General features: G+C 69.5%; 22 protein-coding genes and 4 tRNA genes. 19 read left to right on the top strand and 7 right to left on the bottom strand.

All coding sequences use genetic code 11. From position 1 onward, the window contains the following. Positions 1-20 precede the first annotated feature (20 nt). Positions 21-1,502 (top strand): proton-conducting transporter membrane subunit, encoded by a 1,482-nt coding sequence (locus tag ACIBTX_RS11260; protein WP_357174330.1) that lies wholly within the window; start codon positions 21-23, stop codon positions 1,500-1,502. A 103-nt stretch (positions 1,503-1,605) separates the two neighbouring features. Continuing rightward, complete coding sequence (gene htpX / locus ACIBTX_RS11255; protein ID WP_357134095.1) at positions 1,606-2,481, top strand: zinc metalloprotease HtpX; 876 nt, start codon at positions 1,606-1,608, stop codon at positions 2,479-2,481. A 61-nt stretch (positions 2,482-2,542) separates the two neighbouring features. On the opposite strand, the gene ACIBTX_RS11250 is transcribed toward htpX, so the two are convergent. Beyond that, positions 2,543-3,736 carry an MFS transporter gene (locus ACIBTX_RS11250; RefSeq protein WP_357134092.1) on the bottom strand — a complete coding sequence of 398 codons (1,194 nt, stop codon included), beginning with the start codon at positions 3,734-3,736 and terminating at the stop codon, positions 2,543-2,545. After that, positions 3,736-4,578, bottom strand: a complete 843-nt coding sequence (locus ACIBTX_RS11245; RefSeq protein ID WP_357174335.1) for a DUF6065 family protein — start codon at positions 4,576-4,578, stop codon at positions 3,736-3,738. Before ACIBTX_RS11245 ends, ACIBTX_RS11250 begins: the two co-directional genes overlap by 1 nt. Positions 4,579-4,769: 191 nt before the next feature. Here ACIBTX_RS11245 and ACIBTX_RS11240 point away from each other — a divergent pair, with 191 nt between their 5' ends. Together ACIBTX_RS11240 and ACIBTX_RS11235 are read left to right on the top strand one after the other, a co-directional pair. Next, entirely contained in the window at positions 4,770-6,029 is a 1,260-nt protein-coding gene (locus tag ACIBTX_RS11240) for an MFS transporter (RefSeq protein ID WP_357134086.1), read from the top strand. Between the two features lie 67 nt (positions 6,030-6,096). Further along, positions 6,097-6,624, top strand: coding sequence for a dihydrofolate reductase family protein (locus ACIBTX_RS11235; RefSeq protein WP_396832400.1), 528 nt, complete (start codon positions 6,097-6,099; stop codon positions 6,622-6,624). 70 nt (positions 6,625-6,694) lie between these two features. On the opposite strand, the gene ACIBTX_RS11230 is transcribed toward ACIBTX_RS11235, so the two are convergent. Together ACIBTX_RS11230 and ACIBTX_RS11225 are read right to left on the bottom strand one after the other, a co-directional pair. Further along, positions 6,695-6,889, bottom strand: coding sequence for a hypothetical protein (locus ACIBTX_RS11230; RefSeq protein ID WP_396832399.1), 195 nt, complete (start codon positions 6,887-6,889; stop codon positions 6,695-6,697). Positions 6,890-7,031: 142 nt separating this feature from the next. Then, a complete protein-coding gene (locus ACIBTX_RS11225) occupies positions 7,032-7,526 on the bottom strand; it encodes a YajQ family cyclic di-GMP-binding protein (protein WP_396832398.1) in 495 nt (164 codons plus the stop codon). Positions 7,527-7,674: 148 nt separating this feature from the next. Between ACIBTX_RS11225 and ACIBTX_RS11220 the strand changes: the two genes are divergently transcribed. Then, positions 7,675-7,758: transfer RNA gene (locus ACIBTX_RS11220), tRNA-Tyr, on the top strand. Positions 7,759-8,411: 653 nt separating this feature from the next. Here ACIBTX_RS11220 and ACIBTX_RS11215 read toward each other — a convergent pair. Further along, the gene (locus tag ACIBTX_RS11215; RefSeq protein WP_357174341.1) at positions 8,412-9,140 is read right to left on the bottom strand and encodes a hypothetical protein; all 729 of its coding nucleotides are present in this window, start codon (positions 9,138-9,140) and stop codon (positions 8,412-8,414) included. Positions 9,141-9,376: 236 nt separating this feature from the next. Between ACIBTX_RS11215 and ACIBTX_RS11210 the strand changes: the two genes are divergently transcribed. Beyond that, a complete protein-coding gene (locus ACIBTX_RS11210; RefSeq protein WP_357174344.1) occupies positions 9,377-9,631 on the top strand; it encodes a hypothetical protein in 255 nt (84 codons plus the stop codon). A gap of 155 nt (positions 9,632-9,786) precedes the next feature. On the opposite strand, the gene ACIBTX_RS11205 is transcribed toward ACIBTX_RS11210, so the two are convergent. Next, positions 9,787-10,140: a hypothetical protein gene (locus ACIBTX_RS11205; protein WP_357174346.1), complete on the bottom strand. Its 354-nt coding sequence runs from the start codon at positions 10,138-10,140 to the stop codon at positions 9,787-9,789. Positions 10,141-10,529: 389 nt separating this feature from the next. On the opposite strand from ACIBTX_RS11205, the gene ACIBTX_RS11200 reads away from it, so the two are divergent. After that, positions 10,530-11,861: a tyrosine-type recombinase/integrase gene (locus ACIBTX_RS11200; protein WP_396832397.1), complete on the top strand. Its 1,332-nt coding sequence runs from the start codon at positions 10,530-10,532 to the stop codon at positions 11,859-11,861. Between the two features lie 52 nt (positions 11,862-11,913). Here the strand turns inward: ACIBTX_RS11200 and ACIBTX_RS11195 are convergent, their stop codons facing one another. Further along, complete coding sequence (locus ACIBTX_RS11195) at positions 11,914-12,456, bottom strand: hypothetical protein (RefSeq protein ID WP_396832396.1); 543 nt, start codon at positions 12,454-12,456, stop codon at positions 11,914-11,916. A 435-nt stretch (positions 12,457-12,891) separates the two neighbouring features. Between ACIBTX_RS11195 and ACIBTX_RS11190 the strand changes: the two genes are divergently transcribed. From ACIBTX_RS11190 to nusG, 12 genes are all read left to right on the top strand, one after another. Beyond that, entirely contained in the window at positions 12,892-13,095 is a 204-nt protein-coding gene (locus tag ACIBTX_RS11190; protein WP_357174352.1) for a hypothetical protein, read from the top strand. Between the two features lie 123 nt (positions 13,096-13,218). Beyond that, entirely contained in the window at positions 13,219-13,428 is a 210-nt protein-coding gene (locus tag ACIBTX_RS11185) for a hypothetical protein (protein ID WP_357134054.1), read from the top strand. Between the two features lie 888 nt (positions 13,429-14,316). Then, a complete protein-coding gene (locus ACIBTX_RS11180; RefSeq protein ID WP_357134051.1) occupies positions 14,317-14,454 on the top strand; it encodes a hypothetical protein in 138 nt (45 codons plus the stop codon). A 104-nt stretch (positions 14,455-14,558) separates the two neighbouring features. Next, positions 14,559-17,087 carry a bifunctional diguanylate cyclase/phosphodiesterase gene (locus ACIBTX_RS11175; RefSeq protein ID WP_357134049.1) on the top strand — a complete coding sequence of 843 codons (2,529 nt, stop codon included), beginning with the start codon at positions 14,559-14,561 and terminating at the stop codon, positions 17,085-17,087. A gap of 92 nt (positions 17,088-17,179) precedes the next feature. Next, positions 17,180-17,252 (top strand) — tRNA-Thr (locus tag ACIBTX_RS11170). A gap of 24 nt (positions 17,253-17,276) precedes the next feature. Continuing rightward, positions 17,277-17,349: transfer RNA gene (locus tag ACIBTX_RS11165), tRNA-Met, on the top strand. Between the two features lie 132 nt (positions 17,350-17,481). Continuing rightward, the gene (rpmG, locus tag ACIBTX_RS11160; protein WP_341717669.1) at positions 17,482-17,649 is read left to right on the top strand and encodes a 50S ribosomal protein L33; all 168 of its coding nucleotides are present in this window, start codon (positions 17,482-17,484) and stop codon (positions 17,647-17,649) included. Between the two features lie 124 nt (positions 17,650-17,773). Beyond that, positions 17,774-18,220 carry a MaoC family dehydratase N-terminal domain-containing protein gene (locus tag ACIBTX_RS11155; protein ID WP_357134045.1) on the top strand — a complete coding sequence of 149 codons (447 nt, stop codon included), beginning with the start codon at positions 17,774-17,776 and terminating at the stop codon, positions 18,218-18,220. A 1-nt stretch (position 18,221) separates the two neighbouring features. Continuing rightward, positions 18,222-18,614, top strand: coding sequence for a MaoC family dehydratase (locus tag ACIBTX_RS11150; protein ID WP_357174358.1), 393 nt, complete (start codon positions 18,222-18,224; stop codon positions 18,612-18,614). Between the two features lie 198 nt (positions 18,615-18,812). After that, positions 18,813-18,885, top strand: a tRNA-Trp gene (locus ACIBTX_RS11145). Between the two features lie 213 nt (positions 18,886-19,098). Next, a complete protein-coding gene (gene secE / locus ACIBTX_RS11140; RefSeq protein ID WP_357134040.1) occupies positions 19,099-19,491 on the top strand; it encodes a preprotein translocase subunit SecE in 393 nt (130 codons plus the stop codon). 39 nt (positions 19,492-19,530) lie between these two features. Further along, positions 19,531-20,253 (top strand): transcription termination/antitermination protein NusG, encoded by a 723-nt coding sequence (gene nusG / locus ACIBTX_RS11135; protein ID WP_355053308.1) that lies wholly within the window; start codon positions 19,531-19,533, stop codon positions 20,251-20,253. The last annotated feature ends 131 nt before the right edge of the window (positions 20,254-20,384 follow it).

The raw sequence follows: 20,384 nt of genomic DNA, 5'->3' as shown, positions 1-20,384 counted from the left end.
CCGCGACCGGAGGCGGCCCGATGAGCGTCGTGCAGAGCGTGGACAGCATCGCGTTGCTCCCGGCGTACCTGGCCGCCGGCACCGCCGTACTCGTGTTGGTGGTCGACCTCGTGCTGGCGCGGCCCCGCGCCACGGTCGCGGTGGCCGCGCTCGGGGCGCTCGGCACGGCCGTCTTCTCGGCGCTGGTGGGCGCGGGCGGCGAGCGGCGGACGTTCTGTGTCGGCGCGGACTGCTCGTGGGTCTTCGGTGGCCGGGCGGCCCTGGTCGGCGCGGTGGTGGCGTTGCTCACCCTGGGCGTGCTCGGGCTGTCCGTGCCGGCGCTGCGGGACGGTCGGTCACCGGTGGGGGAGTACGCCTTCCTGCTCGCCTGTTCGATGACCGGCGGCGTGGTGCTCGGCGCGGCCGGCGACCTGATCACCCTGATCGTGGCGTTGGAGACGCTGACCCTGCCGCTGTACGTGCTGGTGGGCCTGCGCCGGGGCAGCCTGGCCAGCGCCGAGGCGGCGGTGACGTTCTTCGTGGTCAGCGTGGTCGCCACCACGCTGACGCTGCTCGGCGCGGCGTTGCTGTACGCGGTGACCGGCGGGCTGCACCTCGATCGGGTGGGCGCGCTGCTGGCCGAGCGACCGGAGTTGCGCGACCTGCCGCTGACCACCGCCGCCGTGACGCTGCTGCTGCTCGGGCTGGCCTTCAAGGTGGCGGCGGTGCCGTTCCACGCCTGGGCGCCGGCCACCTACGACGGCGCTCCGCTGCCGGTGGCCGCGTACCTGTCGACGGCGTCGAAGCTGGGCGGCCTGGTGGCGGTGCTGGCCGTGGTGCAGCGGGCGCTGCCGGCGGACCGGACCGGACCGGTGCTCGCCCTGTTGGCGGTGCTCACGATGACCGTCGGCAATCTGGTGGCGCTGCGTCAGCGGCGTACCGTCCGCCTGCTCGCCTGGTCGTCGGTCGCGCAGGCCGGATACATCCTCGCCCCGCTGGGCGCGCTTGCGTTGGCCGCCGGCCGCACGGGCGAGGCGCGGTCGGCCGCGTACGCCGCCGCCGTGGCGTACGCCGTGTTCTTCGTGGTGCTGGAGTTGGCGGCGTTCGCCGGGGTGACCGCGCTGCGCCCGGCGGGGGCGGACGGCGGCACGCTTGACGACCTGCGCGGGGCCGCGCGCCGGCACCCGTGGCGCGGCGCCGCCCTCGGCCTCGCGCTGGTGGGTCTCGCGGGACTGCCACCGGGCCTGGCCGGGTTGTTCGCGAAGGTGACGGTGGTCCGGTCGCTGCTGGACGGCGGCGCGGCCTGGTTGGCGCTGGTGGTGGCGCTGAACGCGGTACTCGGGCTCGCCTACTACCTGCGGGTGACGGCCGGCCTGTGGACGCCGCGCCCCGCGCCGGGCGGAGACGGCGTGGTGGCCGTACCCCTGGTGGGTGTGGTGGCGGTGGTGCTGGCGGTGGCCACGGTGGCCGCCGTGGTGCTCGGCGTCGCCCCGCAGCTCGTGCTGGATCTCGCCGCCCGCTGAGCGGGTCTCAGTCAACTCTCAGCGTTCCGACGGATGGTTGACGGGTATCGGGTTGTTGTACCGGTCAGCGGATCGAGGCGATCCGCGCACCGAAGGAGAGATCGTGCACCACAACCGTCTGAAGACCGCCGCGCTGCTCGGCCTGCTCACCGCGCTGATCCTCGCGGTGGGCTACGGGTTCGGTGGCAGTGGCGGCCTGGTCATCGCCGTCCTCATCTCACTGGTCATGAACGGCATTTCCTACTTCTACTCCGACAAGATCGCGCTGCGTTCGATGCGGGCGCAACCGGTCAGCGAGGCACAGTTCCCCGAGCTGTACCGAATGGTGCGCGAACTGGCGACCGAGGCCCAACAGCCGATGCCGCGCCTGTACGTCAGCCCGACCGCCCAGCCGAACGCGTTCGCGACCGGGCGTAACCCGCAGCACGCGGCGGTCTGCGTGACCCAGGGCATCACCGAGATCCTGGACTACCGGGAGCTGCGCGGTGTGATCGGGCACGAGCTGTCCCACGTCTACAACCGGGACATCCTGATCTCCAGCGTCGCGGCCGGCCTGGCCGGCATCATCACGTTCCTGGCGAACATCGCCTGGTTCATCCCGCTGGGTGGCGGGGACGACGAGGACTCGCCGAACCCGGCCGTCCTGCTGCTGACCCTGATCCTCGGCCCGATCGCGGCCACCGTGATCCAGTTGGCGATCAGCCGCAGCCGCGAGTTCCAGGCGGACCAGTCCGGCGCCGAGCTGAGCCGCGACCCGCTGGCCCTGGCCAGCGCCCTGCGCAAGATCGATGCCGTGGCCCGGCGACGTCCGCTGCCGGCTCAGGGCACGCTCACCAGCAGCGCCCACCTGATGATCGCCAACCCGTTCGCCGGTGGCGCGGTGGCCGCCCTCTTCTCCACCCACCCGAAGATGGAGGACCGGGTCGCCCGCCTGGAGCGGATGGCCGCCAACTCGGGGCCGGTGCAGTTCCAGCGCTGACCCGCCGAACCCCGTACTCCGCCCGCGTCCGCTCACGGACGCGGGCGGAGTCGTTTCCAGGTCACTCCGGTGCGGGCGGCCGATCCAGACGGGTCAGCAGCACGACGGCGAGCAGGACGACGCCCGCCGTCAGGTACGACGCGCCGGGCGAGAGCACGGCGGCCACGCCACCCAGCAGGAAGATGCCGATCCCCGAGGTGACGATGTTCGCCGCGACGATCGTCGCCTCGACCTGCCCCATCCGTTCCGGTGGGGCCAACCGGGCGAACGTGGCCTGCGCCCCGATCAACCAACCGCCGCCCGCGCCGATCAACGCGTTGCCGACCGTCAGCGCCCCCAGCGGCGCGTCGACGGCGACCAGGACACCGGTCAGCAACAGCGCGCCGGCCAGCGCCGCGGCGACGGCCACCTGACCGGCCAACCGGCCCAACCACCGGGACCGGCCCACCACCAGCACGAAGATGGCACCTCCCAACGCCGACGCCGCCAGCACGGCGGGACGCCAGGCCCCGCCGGCCAGATCCGGGGCGAGGGTCTCCGGGAGCGCGCCGGACAGCACCGTGGCCAGGGTGAGCAGGGCGACGCCCCGCAGCACCGGATGGCGGGCGATGATGCGCACGCCTGCGGTCGCCGGTGGACGCGGCCCGCGTACCTGGTGGGGGCGCTTCGGCAGTCCGGCCAGGACGACCGCGGCGATCAGGAACGACCCGAGGTCGATCAGGAGCGCCACCCGGGAGCCGAGGGCCACCGTCAGACTGGCCCCCGCGAGCAGGCCGACCACCTGGCCCGCCTGGTTGGCGAAGGCGCTGAGGCCGAACAGCGGCAGCCGCAGCGGAGCGTCCACCGCCTCGGCGGCGACGGCCACGTTGACGCTCGCGTAGGCGGCCCGTACCGCGCCCAGCAGGCCCGCCGCCACGATCGCCGGCAGCGGCTCGGGGACCGCCGCGGGGACGGCGATCAGCGCGGCGCCGGCCACCGACAGCCAGACCAGCAGGGTGCGGCGGGCCGGCACGTCCAGCCAGCCGCTGAACACCGTGGCGACCAGCAGGGCCGGCAGGGTACGCGCGGCGTAGACCGCGGCCGGGCCGAGGACGGAGTTCGTCTGGTCGTACGCGAGCAGCAGCAGAGCGGCCAGGCCCACGAAGTCACCCAGCTCCGAGATGCCCCGGGCGATGACCAGACGGGAAGCGACCGGATGCCGGAACAGCGCTCGGTAACCGGGCGACGGCGTGAGCTGTGCGTCGGTGTCGGGCATCAGGTCGGCTGGTCCGCTTCCGCTACCCCGATCGGCTGGTAGGCGGCGTTCTCCCGGACCCGGCGGGCCTGTTCCCGGCGGTAGCTGCTGCGGATCTCCGGATCCTGGCGGCGGCGGCGCAGCGCCACGAAGTCCGACCAGACGTCCTCCGGCCACGCCGGCAGCCCTTCCCCGGTGACCAGTTCGGCCTGCCGGAAGGCCTCCAGTGTCGACCGGTGCACCGGTTGCAGGCACATGAGAGGGATGTTCCGGTAGAAGCGCACCACCTGCCCCACCTCGGTGAGCCGCAGGATGGTGGGCAGCAACGAGGTGTACCAGTCGGTCTCGACCACGCCCTCGTAAAGCTGCACGCCGCGCTGAGCGGGCCAGTTCGGCACGCCCCGGGCCATCAGGCACCAGCCGGGGGACGTACGCGCCACCACGCCGGCGACCAGCTCGATCGTGTTGGCGGCGCGCGGGTCGGCGTCGAGGAACGGGATGCTCGCGCCGTACCTGTCGAAGATGTCCAGGTCACCGTGGAACTGCTCGGGCGCCGCCTGCAACTGGCCGGCCGCGTCCGGCAGCTTGCCGTCGTAGCCACCGGCGAGCGAACGCCACTGGGCCGGCTCGTTCTCCGCCAGCAGCGTCCACTCGGTGTCCTGCCCGTCCCAGCGCAGCGCGAAGTCGGTTGGCGGGTAGACGTACCAGCCGAACCCCGAGGCGATGGCGACCGGCGGGCACTGTTGGACGGCCCGGGCGGGCAGGGAGCCGCGCAGGCTGGGCGAGGCGGCCTCACTGGGCTTCGCGTCGCCGTACAGCGAATAGATCTCGACTCGCAGAGGTGCGGTGGTAGTCCCGGACATCGGACCTCCTGCCTCATCGTGCGGTGCCGGCGTATGGACCCAATTCGATCAGCAACCTACCCCCTTTGTGACCGCTCGGTCAGTCCCGGCCTCCGCGCTGCTGTGAGCGGATCGACCATCCATGGCCTGACCTCGGACGTTAGGGTCGACAGGGCTTCTACCCGTTACCTGTCCCAGCGGAGGTACACCTCGTGGCCGCACTGCGCCAGTACCTGGGGGTCTGGCGGATCCCCGGTGCGCCGATCCTGCTGGTCACCGGCATCATCGGCCGGCTCGGCATCGGCATGACGCCGCTGGCGCTGCTGCTGGTGGTCGAGCAGGTGACCGGGCGCTACTCCCTGGCCGCCATCGCGGGCGGCATCTACGCCGTCGCCGGCGCCGCGCTCAGCCCGGTGGCCGGACGCATCGCCGACCGGGTCGGTCCGAGCCCGGTGCTGCTGGTCACCGCCGTGGCCCACCCGTTGGCGCTCACCGGGCTGCTGCTGGCCAGCCGCTCCGGCGACGACGCCCTCGCCGCCATCTACCTGACGGCCGGCGTCGCCGGCGCGACGTACCCGCCGCTGACCGCCGCCATCCGCGGCGCCTGGAACGAACTGACCAGCCCCGCCTCCGGCCGGTACGCCCTGCGCAACACCGCCCTCGCGGCGGAGACCTCGCTGTTCGAGATCGTGTTCGTGCTGGGCCCGCTGCTCGTGGCAGGGTTCGTGCTGGTCGCCGACGCGGCGGCCGCGCTGATCGGGGCGGCGGTCGTCACCCTGGTCGGCACCACCGCCGTCGCCCTCGGCCGGGTGATGCGCGACTGGCGGCCCCACCCGCGCGAACACCACGCCCGGGGACTCGGTCCGCTACGGGTCGCCGGCTTCCCGGCACTGCTGCTCTGCGTCGCCGGACTGGGCATCGCGTTCGGCGCCGCCGGTGTCATCGTCCCCGCGTACGCCGGCAACGCCACCACCGACGACCCGGAGAGCCTCGCCGGGCTGCTGCTGGCGGTCTGGGGGGTCGGCAGCGCCATCGGCGGCTTCTGGTTCGGCGTCCGCCGCCCCCCGCCGAACATGACCCGCCAGTTCGCCCTGCTGCTCGCCGCGCTGGCCGGCACGTTCGTGGTGTTCGCGCTCATGCCCACGCCGCTGGCGTTGGGCGTCGCGCTGGTCGTCGGTGGGGCCGTCATCGCTCCGGCGCTGACCCTGGAGAACACCCTGGTCGGCCGGATCGCCCCGGCGGGCATGCTGAACGAGGCGTACACCTGGGTGGTCACGGTGGCCGTGGCGGCGAGCGCCGCCGGCGGCGCGGTGGCCGGCCTGATCGTGGACCACGCCGGCGGCGTGCCGTGGGCCTTCGTCTTCGCGGGCGCGGCGGTGGCCGTCGCGGCCGCGGTCGCCGCGCTGCCCGCCGGGCCCATCGCCCGAGCGGAAAACCAGGCGGTACGCGCCGACGCGCCCGTCCCGATCTGACCTTCTCCGACGGTTTCCGGCGATGTCGGTGGGGTGCGCCAGACTGAGCGTCGACGAGAGGGGAACCATGGCCAAGCTGCTCTACTCGGCAACCGCGTCACTCGACGGCTACATCGCCGGCCCCGGCGGTGACATGTCCTGGCTCACCGAACACCTCAGCGGCGACAACCCGACCGCCGACCGTCTGCTGGCCAACATCGGCGCGATCCTCGCCGGCAACCGCACCTTCGGCGGCGACGACCCGAACCGTGGCACCGACAGCGAAGGCGCCTTCGGCGGCCGGTACCACGGGCCGGTGATCGTCCTGACCCACCGTCCACCCACCGAGCCGCCCGAAGGCGTCACCTTCGCCGACGACCTACACGTTGCCGTCGCGCAGGCCAAGGAGGCCGCCGGCGACAAGTACGTCAACGTGCTCGGCGCGGACGTCGCCAAGCAGTGCCTGCGGGCCGGTCTGCTCGACGAGATTCTGATCTTCTTCGCGCCGGTGCTGCTCGGCGACGGCGTACCCATCCTCGACGACCCGGGCGGCACCCGCGTCCGGCTGACGCCGATTCCCGGTGAGACCGCCCACTGGTACCGCGTCGACCGCTGACGGATCGACGCGGGTACGGGCGTTGCGGCCTCGCCACCGACCTTCGGTCGGTCACGGCCGACGTCGAGGGCTACGGCCTTCGGTCGGTGATCGCCGCCTCGATCCGTAGGCCGATGCCGGTCAGCACGAGGAGGAACGCGACGAAGTGCGGCGCCCGGCCGTCGTAGCCCGCTGACAGGGTGAGTAGCGAGGTCAGAAAGCCAACGACGAGCGACAGCGTGCCCAGTATTCGTCCGGTGTCCGCGCGCCGAGATCGAGGATCCACGATGCGACCGTAGCGGATGCGGCCAGGCCACCGCCCGCCCGTCGGGCGCTGAACAGCAGCGACCAAGGACGACCGTTGGCGACGACGTCCACCGAGGTCACAACAAGTGATCCACGATGGCACCGGCAGACGTGATCGGGTCTTACCGGTAGTTCGTGAACTGAAGGGCGACGCCGAAGTCCTCACCCTTGAGCAGCGAGATGACCGCCTGGAGGTCGTCCCGCTTCTTGCCGGTGACGCGCAGCTGGTCGCCCTGGATCTGCGCCTGAACGCCCTTCGGGCCCTCGTCGCGGATCTTCTTGCTGATCGCCTTGGCCTTGTCCGTCTCGATGCCCTGGATCACCTTGCAGTCGATCTTGAACACTTTGCCGGACGAGCGCGCCTCACCCGCGTCCAACGACTTCAACGAGATGTTCCGCTTGACCAACTTCTCCTTGAAGACGTCCAGAGCGGCGCGGACCCGCTCCTCGGTCTCCGCCTGAAGGCCGATCGCCTCCTCACCCGACCAGGAGATCTCCGCGCCCGTACCGCGGAAGTCGAACCGCGTCGCGAGCTCCTTCTCCGCCTGCCGGAGGGCGTTGTCGACCTCCTGGCGGTCGACCTTGCTCACGATGTCGAAAGACGGGTTCGCTGGCATGCTTCTGCTCCTGCTGTCCGGCGGTCTGGGACGTGCAGTCGGCCGCCCACCAGCGGCACGACCCCCTGACCGTACCCGGTTGCACCGGCCCCGGGGTGAGCCGCTATCCTTGCTTCCGCCGCCGCGTTGCGACGCGGTGGGGTGCCCTGGCGGGTTGCCCGAGCGGCCAATGGGAGCGGACTGTAAATCCGTCGCGAAAGCTACAGAGGTTCGAATCCTCTACCCGCCACCAGGTGCAGACACGGCCCCTGACCAGCAGAGATGCTGATCGGGGGCCGCTGTCGTTTGTCCGGCCGAGTCCGGGTGAGTCCAGGCGTTGACGACTGGTTGTGGGCAGATGGTGCGCAGGTCGATCTTGCCCGCTGAGGGTCCTCCTGGGGCTCTAAACGCTGCGGCTGGCGTCTGGTCCTCGCCTGGCGGAGTCCGTGCATGTGGCGATCGGCTGAGGGGTCTGCGGTGAGGTGTCGCCGGCGGCGGGAGAGGGACCGGGGGCAAGCCAGTCCCGGGGTTGGGCTGGCGCGGCAGTCGGAAGCCCTGATCTTCGACGAGGCCGACCCGCTCGGCTTCCGTACCGCCTGGCCGTGATCGTGTCGTCGGGCGGATCGACAGACTCGGGGCGGCGGTCCGGCGGCAGTCGGTGGCTCTCCGCCCCGGCGCCGGAGGCGGCCGGGGCGGCTTGCCGCCGGCCGGGTTACCGCCCCCGCGCCGCGCGGAGCGCGGCGCCTTGATCCAATACAGAAGGAATCGGTAGCAGCGTTGGGGGGCGGATCACACGCGGGACGAGACATCTCGCTTAGTCAAGTGTCAGCCGGTCGGCGCATCGATGCGCCAGGCCAGAGCAGGCCGATCAAGGTGCCGACCAGAGCGCCCCACGCTCGCCCAGTATCACTCCCAAACCAAGAAACTGACCTCTAAAACGCATATATCTCCCGCGAAGCGCTCGCGGTCCTTCTCCGACTCGAGGAATTTCTCGCACATGCTCAACTTCGTTACCACTAGCTTGCCGTGGCGGCCCTCGCTGCTGCGTACGCAGAATGAGGAGCCTGCTCGTAGCTGCGATGCCGTAGCTAGCGATGACCATGCGTTGTTGTCGATTTGAGCGCATTCTTGCAATGTCGGTTGCCGACTCGGCGGTGATGCGAAGATGGTTCCGTTGACTCCACCAAGGGAGCCTTCGTTAAGCGCGAGATCCGTGGTGCCGGCTGCGTTGTAGCGAATCTCGTTATCGTCCATATCCCAGTAGTCGGCATTCTGGAAATCATCATCTCCGTACTCGTTAAGGGTCTGGAGGCGGGGGCTGCCGCTGCTATGCACCACCTCTCGTTTCGGCTCCCCCGTTGAAGTGGGCGATGCATCACCGCTGCCCAGAGTCGCAGAAGACGTGGGTGTTCCCGTATTCGTGCTATGAGTGGAGGAGGGGCTCAGGCTGTTGGTTGGCATGGCGGATGGATTGGGAAGCGATGAGGCTCTCGGGTCATCCTTCACGGGGAACAGCCATGCAAGCAGGGCGACAAGAGCGCTAAGAAGCCCAACGACAGCTCCGATCCCGGCCCATTCCCCTCTGCCGAGATGCTGACGAAGGCGGTCCTGGGACGGCTTCTCACGATCGCTCACGTTCAACCTCACTCCACACGCGACAGATCACACAACTTAGCGTCGCGCGGCCGTTACCGGCGCCCCTCGCGGACCGGGTTCGAGTCGGACCGACGCATGAACCTGTTGGGTGCTGATCCTGCTCGCCATCGGGATCATGGCTGGTGCTGCGGCCTTCACCCATGTCCATGGCCTGACCGTCGCTCACGGCCAACCTGACTGGATCGGCTGGGCCAACGCCCGTAGCCGTCGAGCTGATGGCTATCTACCTCGGCCTGGAGATCCGCGCCCGCCGCCAAGACAGCCGACCCGTCGGCCTGGTCGGCGTACTCCTGATCGCGTTCGCGCTGCTCTCCCTCGCCGCCCAGGTCGCCGAAGCCGAGCCCTCCCTCTGGGGCTGGATCGTCGCGGCCGTGCCGTCGCTCGCCTTCCTCGCCCTGGTCAAGGTCGTCCTGTCCAGCGCACCCACCACCCCGCCGGCAACCGAGCCCGATCAGCCGCAGGGCGATTGATACGACGAGCCGCAGCCGCTCGAACCCGCGCCGCAAGCTCCGGTGATGCCGCCGGCATCAGTTGCGGTGCTGCCTCCAGCCGCTGTCGTCCAGCCCAATCGGCCCCAAGTCGTCGGGATCATCCGATGACGGCCACCCTCGCCGCCGGGTGGCGGCTACCGGAACTCGTGCACGACCTCGATCAGTCCGACGATGTGAGCGTTGAACTCGTCCAGATCCTCGGCCGGCACCCACAGCTCCAGAATGGTCTTTCCGCCGGCCTGGCGGATCGGGTACCGACTCAGGAACTCCGACTCGACCCGGAAGCGGGTCACGTAGCCGACGCCGGACGCGGGCACGTTCCAGTCCCGGGCGATCATTACCGCGTAGTCCTCGTTCAGGACCGGGTAGAAGATCGGCTGATCCGGCAGGCGCGGTGGCCATGCCTGCCATCCGGACTCGCGGACGAGATCCAGCTCTTCCGGCCCGGTTGGGCGCCACAGCACCGTCGTACCGTCATCGCTGTTCATCTCGACCTCGCCGTTCGGATTCTTGGTGAGCCCGGGACAGTACCGGCGGACCTGCGCCCGGGACCACCGCATTCGCCTCGCTGTGGGGGTGGGCCGATGACGGCTCCCACCCTGCCCGGTCTCGAATCCGCCCCGACCCCGGCTGCTCCTCGGCCGGGGTTGCCGTAGCCGGCGGTTCATCTTGGCGCACGGCGGGCACTTGTCTTCGCGGGTCGCCGAACGGGCAGCTTCGGGTCGGCCGCTCGGCGCTCGGTCGGTGGCTCGGTGACCTGGAGCAGGACGCCGCGTGAAGAGCTACGAGGTCCAGATCTGGGAGATCGCCAAGCGCCGACCGGAAGGCTCGGCCCTGGCGGGTCCGCTGGGCGGTGAGCGGCCAACGCTTCGAGGACATGTTCCGTACCAAAGCCCTGGCGCACTCGTTCCGCGCCGAGCTGGTCCAGGCGGCCAACGCGGGGGAGCCCTTCGACCCGGCCACCGGCCGCCCGGTCCCCGAGGCCAGAACCAAGAACCCCACTACCTGGTACGCGCACAGCCGCGCGTACGTCGAGATGAAGTGGCCCCGGGCGGCGGCCAAGACCCGGCGCTCGATCGTCGAAGCGCTGACCTCGATCACGGTGACCCTGACCCGCCCGACCAAGCGGGGTCGACCGACTGACGCTCTGCTCCGCGAGGCGCTGTACCTCTACGGCCTCAACCCGCGCCGCTGGTCCGACGAGATCCCGGCCGACCACGCGGCGGCGCTGGCCTGGCTGGAAACCGCGTCGCTCCCGGTCGTCGAGCTGGACTCGCCCGCCATGGTCCGCCGAGTCCTGGACAGCCTGTGCGTACGCCTCGACGGCAAGCCCGCGGCTGCCTCCACCGTCCAGCGGAAGCGGGCCACCTTCTACAACGTCCTTGGGTACGCCGTCGAGCTGGAGCTGATCGCCTCCAACCCGGTCGACCGGGTCCAGTGGACCGCCCCCGAGGTCGCGCAGTCCATCGACCGGCGGGTGGTGGCGAACCCGGCCCAGGTCGCCACGCTGCTGGAGGCGGTGAAATCTCTCGGCAAACGCGCCGACAAGGTCACCGCCTTCTTCGGCTGCCTCTACTACGCGGGGATGCGTCCATCGGAAGCCGCGGACCTACGACGGGAAGACTGTGACCTTGCCGGCCCGGTGCGCCGACTGCGGGGCCGACTTCGACGACCTGGCGGCGGTCAAGCCTTCCCGGTCCTGCGACCACGAGAAGATCGAATACCGCTGGGGCCGCCTGGTGCTCGCCGGCACCTCCCCGCGGGCCGGCTCGCACTGAACGATGACGGCGGCTCCCACGAGCGGCGCGGACTCAAGCACCGGGGGAGGGCGGAGACTCGGACGGTCCCGATCCCGCCTCGGCTCGTCGAGCTGCTGTGCGCGCACGTCGAGAATCACGGGGTTGGCCCGGACGGTCGGTTCTTCCGGGGCCTGCACGGTGGGCCGCTCTCCGAGTCGGTCTACGACCGGTGGTGGAAGCTCGCCCGCGAGAAGGCGCTGACCGAATCGCAGGTGGCCTCGCCGCTCGTCCGGCGTCCCTACGACCTGCGGCACGCGGCGGCCTCGCTCTGGCTGAATGCCGGCGTCCCGCCGACCGAGGTAGCCCGGCGCCTGGTTCACGGCGTCGCCGTCCTGCTCCGCGTCTACGCCAACTGCATCGACGGCGGCGACGACACCATGAACGATAAGATCGGCCATGCGCTCGAATGAGCGCTTCGAATATGAGCTTCCACTTCCTGCCTCGCCAATAATTCAATGGCCGTTACTCGACTTCTGTTCGATGCTCCACTCGCAAGACTTGATGCTGCGAGATTCTGATTACAGATTTACGAGGCTCGGGTTGCAGGGGCGTCATTGCTTCTGCAGGATCGCCTGCATCAAGATTGGCGGCGTTCCGCAAAACTTCATCGGCCTCTTGGCTAGTCATGGAGCGGGCGGAGAGGGCCAGGTCGTGCCGGTGGCTCTGCCACTCCATGATGAGCCGGACCACGCGCTCCAGCATGGCTAGGCCTGCCATGCCGTAGGCGAGAGGCGCATAGTTGGTCGCTGCCGTAGTGAGTGCTACCTCCAGTGGGCTATTGAGGCTAATTGAACGAACCAGGAGTTCTGGCCGGCCCCTCAAGCTTGACGACTGCGGACCCTTCTGACTGGAGGGCAACTCCAATAAGCCTTCTCGGAACTCCCATTTCCAAATTTCACCTACAGCGAAGAAGTATTCCTGGACCGTAGATAGTGAATCTTGGGTTAGGTGTGAGATCAGCAGTAACTCCGGCGCGGCGGTGGAAGTGAGCGATCTTTCTGCCATGTGGTGTATGGAACCACGAGCAAACATAGCTGGTCCAGATCTTGCCGCGAATAACCTGCTATCGTCGCAAGTGGATCATATTATTCAAAGCGTATCAAGGCAGGCTATGGAATTCCTGCGGATGCGACGCGACACGAGCCGGAGTCGAGCCCGGTTGGGGGTAGGCGAGTGCTACCACGGGTGGGCGGATGGTGGGCGGGAGCTCACTTCGTCTCCGATCAGAGTCGAGATTTAGCAGCTCATGGGCACGGAGGCGGTCAAGATCACGGGGCCCTGTAAATCCGTCGCGAAAGCTACAGAGGTTCGAATCCTCTACCCGCCACCAGGTGCAGACACGGCCCCTGACCAGCAGAGATGCTGATCAGGGGCCGTTGTCGTTGATCTAGCCGAGTCCGGCTGAGTCCAGCCATGTCGACAACGACAGGGTCGGCCCGGATGCGCGCTTCTTCCGGGGGCCTGCACGGCGGGCCGCCCTCCGAGTCGGTCTACGACCGGTGGAGGAAGCTCGCCCGAGAGAAGGCGCTGACCGAATCGCAGGTAGCCCCGCCGCCCGTCCGCCGTCTTTACGACCTGCGCCTCGCGATGGCGTCGCTCTGGCTGCATGCCGGCGCTCCGCCGACCGAGGTCGCCGGCGTCTGAGCCACGGCGTCGCCGTTCTGCTCCGCGTCTACGCCAACTGCGTCGACGAGGAGGCGACACCAGGAACGACAAGATCAGCCACGGTGCCCGTCGTGGCGCTCGGCTGGTCAGAATGTTCGAGTGATGACAGGAATGGTCGGCCTCGTGCTGCTGTTGGCGCTGGTCGCCGCTGCGCTCTTCGCCCTGGTGTACGTGGCGGCGCTGCTGTGGCGGGCGTTGAGGCGTGGGGTTACCTCTCTGCCGCGTGCTCTGAAGTCCCTGACGGTCGAGCCACCTCCGGGAGGGGCCCTGAACGACTCCCGGGATGTGTGGCCGATGCCGAAGGACGACTGATCGGAGACGCTGCCAAGCCTGGCGTCGCCTTTCGAGATACCGGCTCGTCGGGCGGAGGTGCCCGGTGGTTCGCCGACCGAGTTCGTCCGGCGGTGGTGTGTGGTGGGAGCGCCACCCTTCCAGAGAATGATGCGGGCGTGTCCTCGCCAGCACCGGACCGTGACCCACCTGCCGGAGACCACCTCATCAAGGTCTGGTTCAGGTTCGTGCCGCGGGAGGGCCGCCGGCGGCCGCGGATTTCCCGGCCATCAAGGCGACCCTGCGACGCGGCGCGGCGGAGGGTTGGTGGAGCTTCGAGGTCGGTTGCGCGAGCGACAAGTGGGATGCGGCCTGAACCCGCGGAGCCCGCGACTCCCCACGTCCTTTCTCTCGGACGTGCAGGACCCCTGGTTGTTGCTTCCTGGCCGGCTTGAGCTGCGGAAACGCGTCGCTTGAGGCGCTCGGACGTGCGTCGGGTCACCAGGATGGAATCCGACTCGGGGGCTGGCCTATTGGCGAAGACCCGGTATGGTGGTCGATGGCTGGACGCCGAACGCACGACGCGAACGCATCTCCTGGAGGCGTCACTCACAGTGACCAAGATGTCGGATCTGGTGCTCTGACGCGACAGCGCCGAATTTGTGGTGAAGGTCGTATTCGACGCTGTGTGAAGCGCTGACCTGCCCTGCACGGCCGTGATCTGCTCCGGTGCGGTGGGGGCGGTGGGCCGAACGGCGGGAAGTTACAGACGGTGGGGCCCATCGGGCTGTCCACCACTTCTCTGGCTGCCCGCACTGTGGCACGATCGTGGAACCTCCACCACCCCCACGACATTTTCCGACAGGAGCAATCATGTCTGGTCTTAGGTTGGGCCGGCTGCTTGGCTCACTTCTCACCCTCGCCGCACTCGTGAGCGGCATCGCCAGTGTTGATCTCGGCAGCAGCTCAGGGGGCGGCGCTCAGGCTGGCGACATCGTTTGGCAGACCGTGTCCACCGCCGACAAGCCCGTGCCGACGGCGCAGGCAGCTGACATCGTCTGGCAGTGAGGCGGTTGCCTCGGGGTGATCATCCTGTTTGCCCGTTCGGGTGGAAGGCACCATCGACGTAGTGACGGTATCGTGACCGCTCGGCGTCAATCCGAAGGAGCGCCATGAGCGGTCATGGTCAACCCCGGCGACGGTCATCCGAGGACGCGTGGATCATCACCGCGCCCCTCGCGCTGATCGCGGTCGTCTGTGCCACCGCCACCGGGTTGATCGCGAAGGAGCCCTTCGGCGACTGGCCCGAGGCAATGCTCCTTCTCGTCATCATGATCGTGGCGGGGTTGCCGCTGCTCAGTCTGGTGGTGCGGCGGCAGACGATCGGTGTCACGCTCACCGAGCTGCCGATGGTTCTCGCGCTGTACTTTCTGCCACCGCTGACGGTGGTGGTCATCTACACGTTGAGCTCCCTGATCACCCACACCAGGCAGCGGTTCTCGGCGCCGAAGGTGTGGTTCAACGTGGCGCGCGCCGCCGCGGGAACGTCGCTGGCTGTCCTGGTCCTCCAGGCGTTCCCTCCCATGGAGGGCGTCGGTCCGAGCACCTGGGGCAGCATCTTCGCCGCCGTGAGCATGGTGATCCTGATCAGCTACGCCAGCGTGGCGGCGGTACACACGTTGCTGCACGGTTGGCAGACCGGGCGCGGGACGTTGCGTACCGCCACGCCGGCGGTGCTCACCGCGGCGATCAACGTGTCGGTCGGCCTGATCGTGCTGATTCTGGTCCGTAGCACGTGGTGGTCGCTGCTCCTACTGGCAGCCCTCGGTGCCGGCCTTGCTCTGGTCTACCGGGCCTACGCCCAGTTCTTCCGCCAGCACCGCACCCTGACCGACCTGTACGACCTGACCCGCGCCGTGGTCGGCAGCGGGCACAGCGGCACGCTCGCCGACGCGCTGCTCGGCCGGGTCCGCGCGCTGATGCAGGTGGAGTACGCGACGCTGTGGCTGCCCGCCCAGGGAAGGCACCCCGAGACCCTGTTGACCGCGCGGGTGGACGACCCGGGCCTGCTCGACCTGGCGCTCACGCCGGCGATGATCCGCGAACGGGTCCAGGAGACCGGACGTACCGTTGCGGTGGGCCGTGGGGTGACGACCGACGGAGAGTTCCGCGCGGAGCTGGCCGAGCGGCGGATCAAGGACGCGGTGGTGGTGCCGCTGCGGTCGGGTGAGGTCGTCATCGGGACCCTTGAGGTTGCCAACCGGCTCGGCGACGGCAACAACTTCAGTTCTGCGGATATCGCGGTTTTCGAGACGGTGGCCGCGCATGCCGCAGTGGCGCTCGAGAATTCGCGTCTTGTCGACCGCCTGCGGCACGACGCGTACCACGACACCCTGACGCGGCTGCCCAACCGGCGGCGCATCACCGCCGCCCTGGACGAGTCAGTCAAGATCGGCGCGCCCGACGAGGTGGTGGCGTTGCTGCTGTTCGACGTCGACGGGTTGCAGCAGGTCAACGAGTCCCTCGGCCACGCTGCGGGGGACAAGGTGCTCGTCGAGGTCGCCAACCGACTGCGGGCGAGCGCTCCGTCGTCGGCTCTGGTCGGTCGTGCGGGCGGCGACGAGTTCCTGGTGACCCTTCGGTTGGAGAGCGCCGAGGCGGCACTCGAACTGGCCGAACAGCTGCGCGACCAGATCCGTGACGAGATGGTCTTCGACGCGCTCACCCTCGACGTGAACACCGCCGTGGGTGTGGCCGTACACCCGGAACATGGCAGCGATGCCGCGACCCTGCTGCTCCGGGTCGACCTGGCGGCGAACGCCGCCAAGTCGGTGCCGGGCAGCGTGCAGTTGTTCAACCCGGGCCTGGAGTCCCGGTCGTTGCGCCGGCTGGGTCTCGCCGGTGACCTGCGCCAGGCGTTGGACCAGGGCGAGCTGGAGGTCTACTTCCAGCCGAAGGTGACCTTGCGGGACCGGCGTCTGGTCGGTGTCGAGTGTCTGGCCCGCTGGGAGCATCCGACGCACGGCACCGTCGCTCCCGAGGACTTCGTGGCGGTGGCCGCGCACACCGGCCAGTTGAGTCGGCTCACCGAGGTGGTGCTCCGCGAAGGGCTGCGGCGCAGCCGGGACTGGGCCGAGGCGGACCAGCCGCTGCCCATCGCCGTGAACCTCGCCGCCCGCACGCTCACCGACCAGCACTTCCCGGACCGGGTGCAGGAGCTGCTGACCGAGTACCGGGTCCCGGCCCAACGCCTCACCCTGGAGATCACCGAGTCGGGGGTGCTGGACGGCACGGACCGGCCCATCCCGACGCTGCGTCGGCTCCGCGACCTCGGCGTCCGGCTGTCGGTGGACGACTTCGGCACCGGCGACTCCTCGCTGGCCCACCTGCGCCGGTTGCCGGTGCACGAGGTGAAGGTGGACCGCTCCTTCGTGCAGGGCATGGCCACCGACCCGGGGGACCTGGCGATCGTCAACGCGGTGGTGACGCTCTCCCAGCAGTTCGGTCTGGCCGTGGTCGCCGAGGGTGTGGAGAGCGAACTGACCCTGGAGCTTCTTCAGGACATCGGGTGCGAGATCGGTCAGGGCTTCCTGTTCAGTCGGCCGCTGCCGTACGAGCGACTGGCCGCCTGGTTCGGCGCTCAGGTGGACCCGGAGACGATCTCCGGCGGAGAGCTTCCACGCCTGCGTGTGGTGCCCTGAGCTGCGCAGATCCGGCCGCCGGGGATCCGATTTCACCTGCCGACCCCTGCCGTGTATTCTACTTCTGCGCGCCCCACGGGGAGATCGCGCAGGCCCCCTTAGCTCAGTCGGCAGAGCGTCTCCATGGTAAGGAGAAGGTCTACGGTTCGATTCCGTAAGGGGGCTCGAGGGTTCAGCTGGACCCACCGCGGCGGTGTAGCTCAGATGGCAGAGCAAGCGGCTCATAATCGCTGTGTCGCCGGTTCAAGTCCGGCCACCGCTACTCTCGTCTTCCGGGCTGGTTCCCGGTGGTCGTTGAGATGGGCGCCACTGGCGCCCACTTTGCATGTCCGCGCAGTCAGCGTCTAGGCTGACGCGTCGTAGTTGTTTCCGTTAGCGAGGAAGGCACTCCGCCGTGGCGAAGGCTACCGATGTCCGGCCGAAGATCACTTTGGCGTGTGTGGAGTGCAAGGAGCGCAACTACATCACGCGCAAGAATCGCCGGAACGACCCCGACCGCATCGAGATGAAGAAGTTCTGCCCGCGCGACGGCCGGCACACGGTTCACCGCGAGACCCGCTGACCGCCGGCCGGCACCGCCGGCCGTCGTCGAAGCCTTTCCAACCGCCGATCTGACCGGTCGGGCGCGGCATCGCCGCAGCCTGCCGACCAGATCGGCGGTTGTGCTTTCCGTGTAGGTTCGCGGCATGTCCCTGGACCCTTCCTTCGTCGGCCGCACGTACCCGCCGACCGCCCCCTACCAGGTGGGCCGAGAAAAGATCCGTGAGTTCGCCACGGCCATCGGCGCCACGGACGCGGCTCACCACGACCCGGCCGCGGCGCAGGCCCTGGGCCACCCGGACGTGGTCGCCCCGCCGACCTTCCCGGTGATCGTCACCATGGCCGCGACCCGTCAGATCATCGAGGACCCGGACCTGGGCGTCGACTACAGCCGGCTGGTCCACGGCGACCAGCGGTTCGCGTACAACCGGCCGGTGGTCGCGGGCGACGAGCTGGTCTGCGTCAACACCATCGAAGAGGTCAGCAACCGGGGCGGGCACGGCCTGCTCACCACCCGCACGGACGTGAGCACCGTCGCCGGGGAGCAGGTGGTCGCCGTCTGGGCCCGGTACGTCATCCGTGGAGAGGCCTGAGATGGAACTGCCAACCAAGACGTTCCGGGTGACCCGGGCGGACCTGATCCGCTACGCCGGCGCCTCGGGCGACTTCAACCCGATCCACTGGAGCGACCGGGTCGCCACGAAGGTGGGACTGCCCGGGGTCATCGCGCACGGCATGTTCACGATGGCGCTGGTCGGTCGGGCGGTCACCGAGTGGGCCGGCGCGCCCGACGCGGTGGTCGAGTACGGCGTCCGGTTCACCCGGCCGGTGGTGGTCCCCGACGACGACCAGGGGACCGAGATCGAGGTGACCGCGCGGGTCCGCGAGGTGACCGAGGACGGCCTCACCCGGCTGGACGTGACCGCGACCTGCCTGGGCGACAAAGTGCTGTCGCAGGCGCGCGCGCTCATCCGCACAGCGCGCTGAACCGAGGCCGGACGCACGCGAAATCACGGCGGCCCGGCCCGCTGAACCGGCGGCCGCGCGGCACGCTGGATCGGCTTCGCCACGCGTGGCGGGGAGACCGGTTGGGAAAGTCGGGCACCTACCCGTACACTGGTCCGCCGTGGGGCAAGTGACCCCTGCACGGTCGTCTGTGACCGCGTGGGGCGAGTGTTGCCGCACAGGGGTGTAGCTCAATTGGCAGAGCAGCGGTCTCCAAAACCGCAGGCTGCAGGTTCAAGTCCTGTCACCCCTGCGCCTCAGGCCTGACCGTTCCCGTGGGTCGCGCCGCCGACAAGGCGGCGTCCGGCCCGTGGTGGTGGCATCGGCGGGGTGGTTCCGAGGCAATCGGGGCTCCCGGTCGGACCACCGGCCGCGGCCCGTCGCGGGACGGTTGGGTTCGGCCGGCGTGACCAGCGCCGCGTACGCCGCCCGGCGTGCGACCCGAGATTCCGCGACGGAGGGCGAAGTGGCCGACAACAAGCGGCGCGGCGAGGACGCCGGCGACGATCGTCTCGACGATGAGATCGTCGACGACGTAGCCGACGACGACGCCACCGGCGCGGACGAGCCGGTCTCCCGGGGCGGCACCGCGACGCGGGCCCGCGCCCGGGCGGAATCGGCCGACAGCCGGCCGACCACGAGGTCGGAAACCGGTCGGGTGGGCGTGTTCGGCCGCATCGCCCGGTTCTTCCGCGAGGTCGTAGCCGAACTGCGTAAGGTCATCTGGCCGACCCGCAAGGAGTTGCTGACGTACACCGCCGTGGTGGTCACGTTCGTCGCGGTGATGCTGACGATCGTGGGCGTGCTGGACTACGGCTTCGCCAAGGCCGTGTTGTTCGTCTTCGGCAACTCGGACTGACCGGCTGTCTCCAGCCGATAGTGACGGAAGTGAGCGAGCGTGCCTGAGTACGACGAGACCGCCGGAGAAGTGGACGAGCAGTCCACGGTCGCGACGGCGGCTGGTGACGAGTCGGTTGAGGCCGCCAGCGAGCCGGAGTTCCCCACCACCGAGCCCGCGCCGGACGAGGACTACGACCCGGTCGCCGAGCTGCGGCAGAAGCTGCGTTACGCGCCGGGCGACTGGTACGTGGTGCACTCGTACGCCGGTTACGAGAACAAGGTGAAGACCAACCTCGAGACCCGGATCACGAGCCTCGACATGGAGGACTTCATCTACCAGGTCGAGGTGCCGACCCGGGAAGAGGTCGAGGTCAAGAACGGTAAGCGTTCGCAGGTCCAGGCCAAGGTCTTCCCCGGCTACATCCTGGTCCGGATGGAGCTGACCGCCGAGTCCTACTCGTGTGTCCGCAACACCCCGGGTGTGACCGGCTTCGTCGGTGCGACCGACCGGGCCGACCGGCCCGCGCCGCTGTCGCTCGACGAGGTGCTGAAGTGGCTGGCGCCGGCCGTCGAGACCGAGCAGAAGAAGGCGAAGCCGGAGATCAAGGTCCTCGACTTCGAGGTCGGCGACTCCGTTACCGTCACCGACGGCGCGTTCGCCTCGCTGCCGGCCACGATCAGTGAGATCAACGCCGACCAGCAGAAGCTCAAGGTGCTGGTGTCGATCTTCGGCCGGGAGACCCCGGTGGAGCTCAACTTCAACCAGGTCGCCAAGATCTGATGGTCGTGGGGGGGGGGGGCCGCCCCCCCCCCCCCGCGGCGGCCCCCCCCCCCCCCCCCCCCGGCGGCCCCCCGGGGGGGGGCGGGGGGGCCCGCCGAACCTAGCCCCCGGGGCCTCCCCCGGACCGGGCG

The organism is Micromonospora sp. NPDC049359 (assembly GCF_044466585.1).
In the GTDB taxonomy this organism is placed as follows: domain Bacteria; phylum Actinomycetota; class Actinomycetes; order Mycobacteriales; family Micromonosporaceae; genus Micromonospora.
This window is presented reverse-complemented; position numbering and strand designations above follow the sequence as displayed.

Excerpts from the sequence above, each read along its gene's own strand:
- ACIBTX_RS11210 (WP_357174344.1), top strand. The coding sequence starts at position 9,377 with ATGGCTATCTACCTCGGCCTGGAGATCCGCGCCCGCCGCCAAGACAGC.
- ACIBTX_RS11245 (WP_357174335.1), bottom strand. The coding sequence starts at position 4,578 with ATGTCCGGGACTACCACCGCACCTCTGCGAGTCGAGATCTATTCGCTG.
- ACIBTX_RS11150 (WP_357174358.1), top strand. The coding sequence starts at position 18,222 with ATGGAACTGCCAACCAAGACGTTCCGGGTGACCCGGGCGGACCTGATC.
- ACIBTX_RS11175 (WP_357134049.1), top strand. The coding sequence starts at position 14,559 with ATGAGCGGTCATGGTCAACCCCGGCGACGGTCATCCGAGGACGCGTGG.
- ACIBTX_RS11250 (WP_357134092.1), bottom strand. The coding sequence starts at position 3,736 with ATGCCCGACACCGACGCACAGCTCACGCCGTCGCCCGGTTACCGAGCG.
- ACIBTX_RS11225 (WP_396832398.1), bottom strand. The coding sequence starts at position 7,526 with ATGCCAGCGAACCCGTCTTTCGACATCGTGAGCAAGGTCGACCGCCAG.
- ACIBTX_RS11190 (WP_357174352.1), top strand. The coding sequence starts at position 12,892 with ATGCGCGCTTCTTCCGGGGGCCTGCACGGCGGGCCGCCCTCCGAGTCG.
- ACIBTX_RS11155 (WP_357134045.1), top strand. The coding sequence starts at position 17,774 with ATGTCCCTGGACCCTTCCTTCGTCGGCCGCACGTACCCGCCGACCGCC.
- ACIBTX_RS11195 (WP_396832396.1), bottom strand. The coding sequence starts at position 12,456 with ATGGCAGAAAGATCGCTCACTTCCACCGCCGCGCCGGAGTTACTGCTG.
- ACIBTX_RS11185 (WP_357134054.1), top strand. The coding sequence starts at position 13,219 with ATGACAGGAATGGTCGGCCTCGTGCTGCTGTTGGCGCTGGTCGCCGCT.
- ACIBTX_RS11260 (WP_357174330.1), top strand. The coding sequence starts at position 21 with ATGAGCGTCGTGCAGAGCGTGGACAGCATCGCGTTGCTCCCGGCGTAC.
- ACIBTX_RS11200 (WP_396832397.1), top strand. The coding sequence starts at position 10,530 with ATGTTCCGTACCAAAGCCCTGGCGCACTCGTTCCGCGCCGAGCTGGTC.
- ACIBTX_RS11205 (WP_357174346.1), bottom strand. The coding sequence starts at position 10,140 with ATGAACAGCGATGACGGTACGACGGTGCTGTGGCGCCCAACCGGGCCG.
- ACIBTX_RS11235 (WP_396832400.1), top strand. The coding sequence starts at position 6,097 with ATGGCCAAGCTGCTCTACTCGGCAACCGCGTCACTCGACGGCTACATC.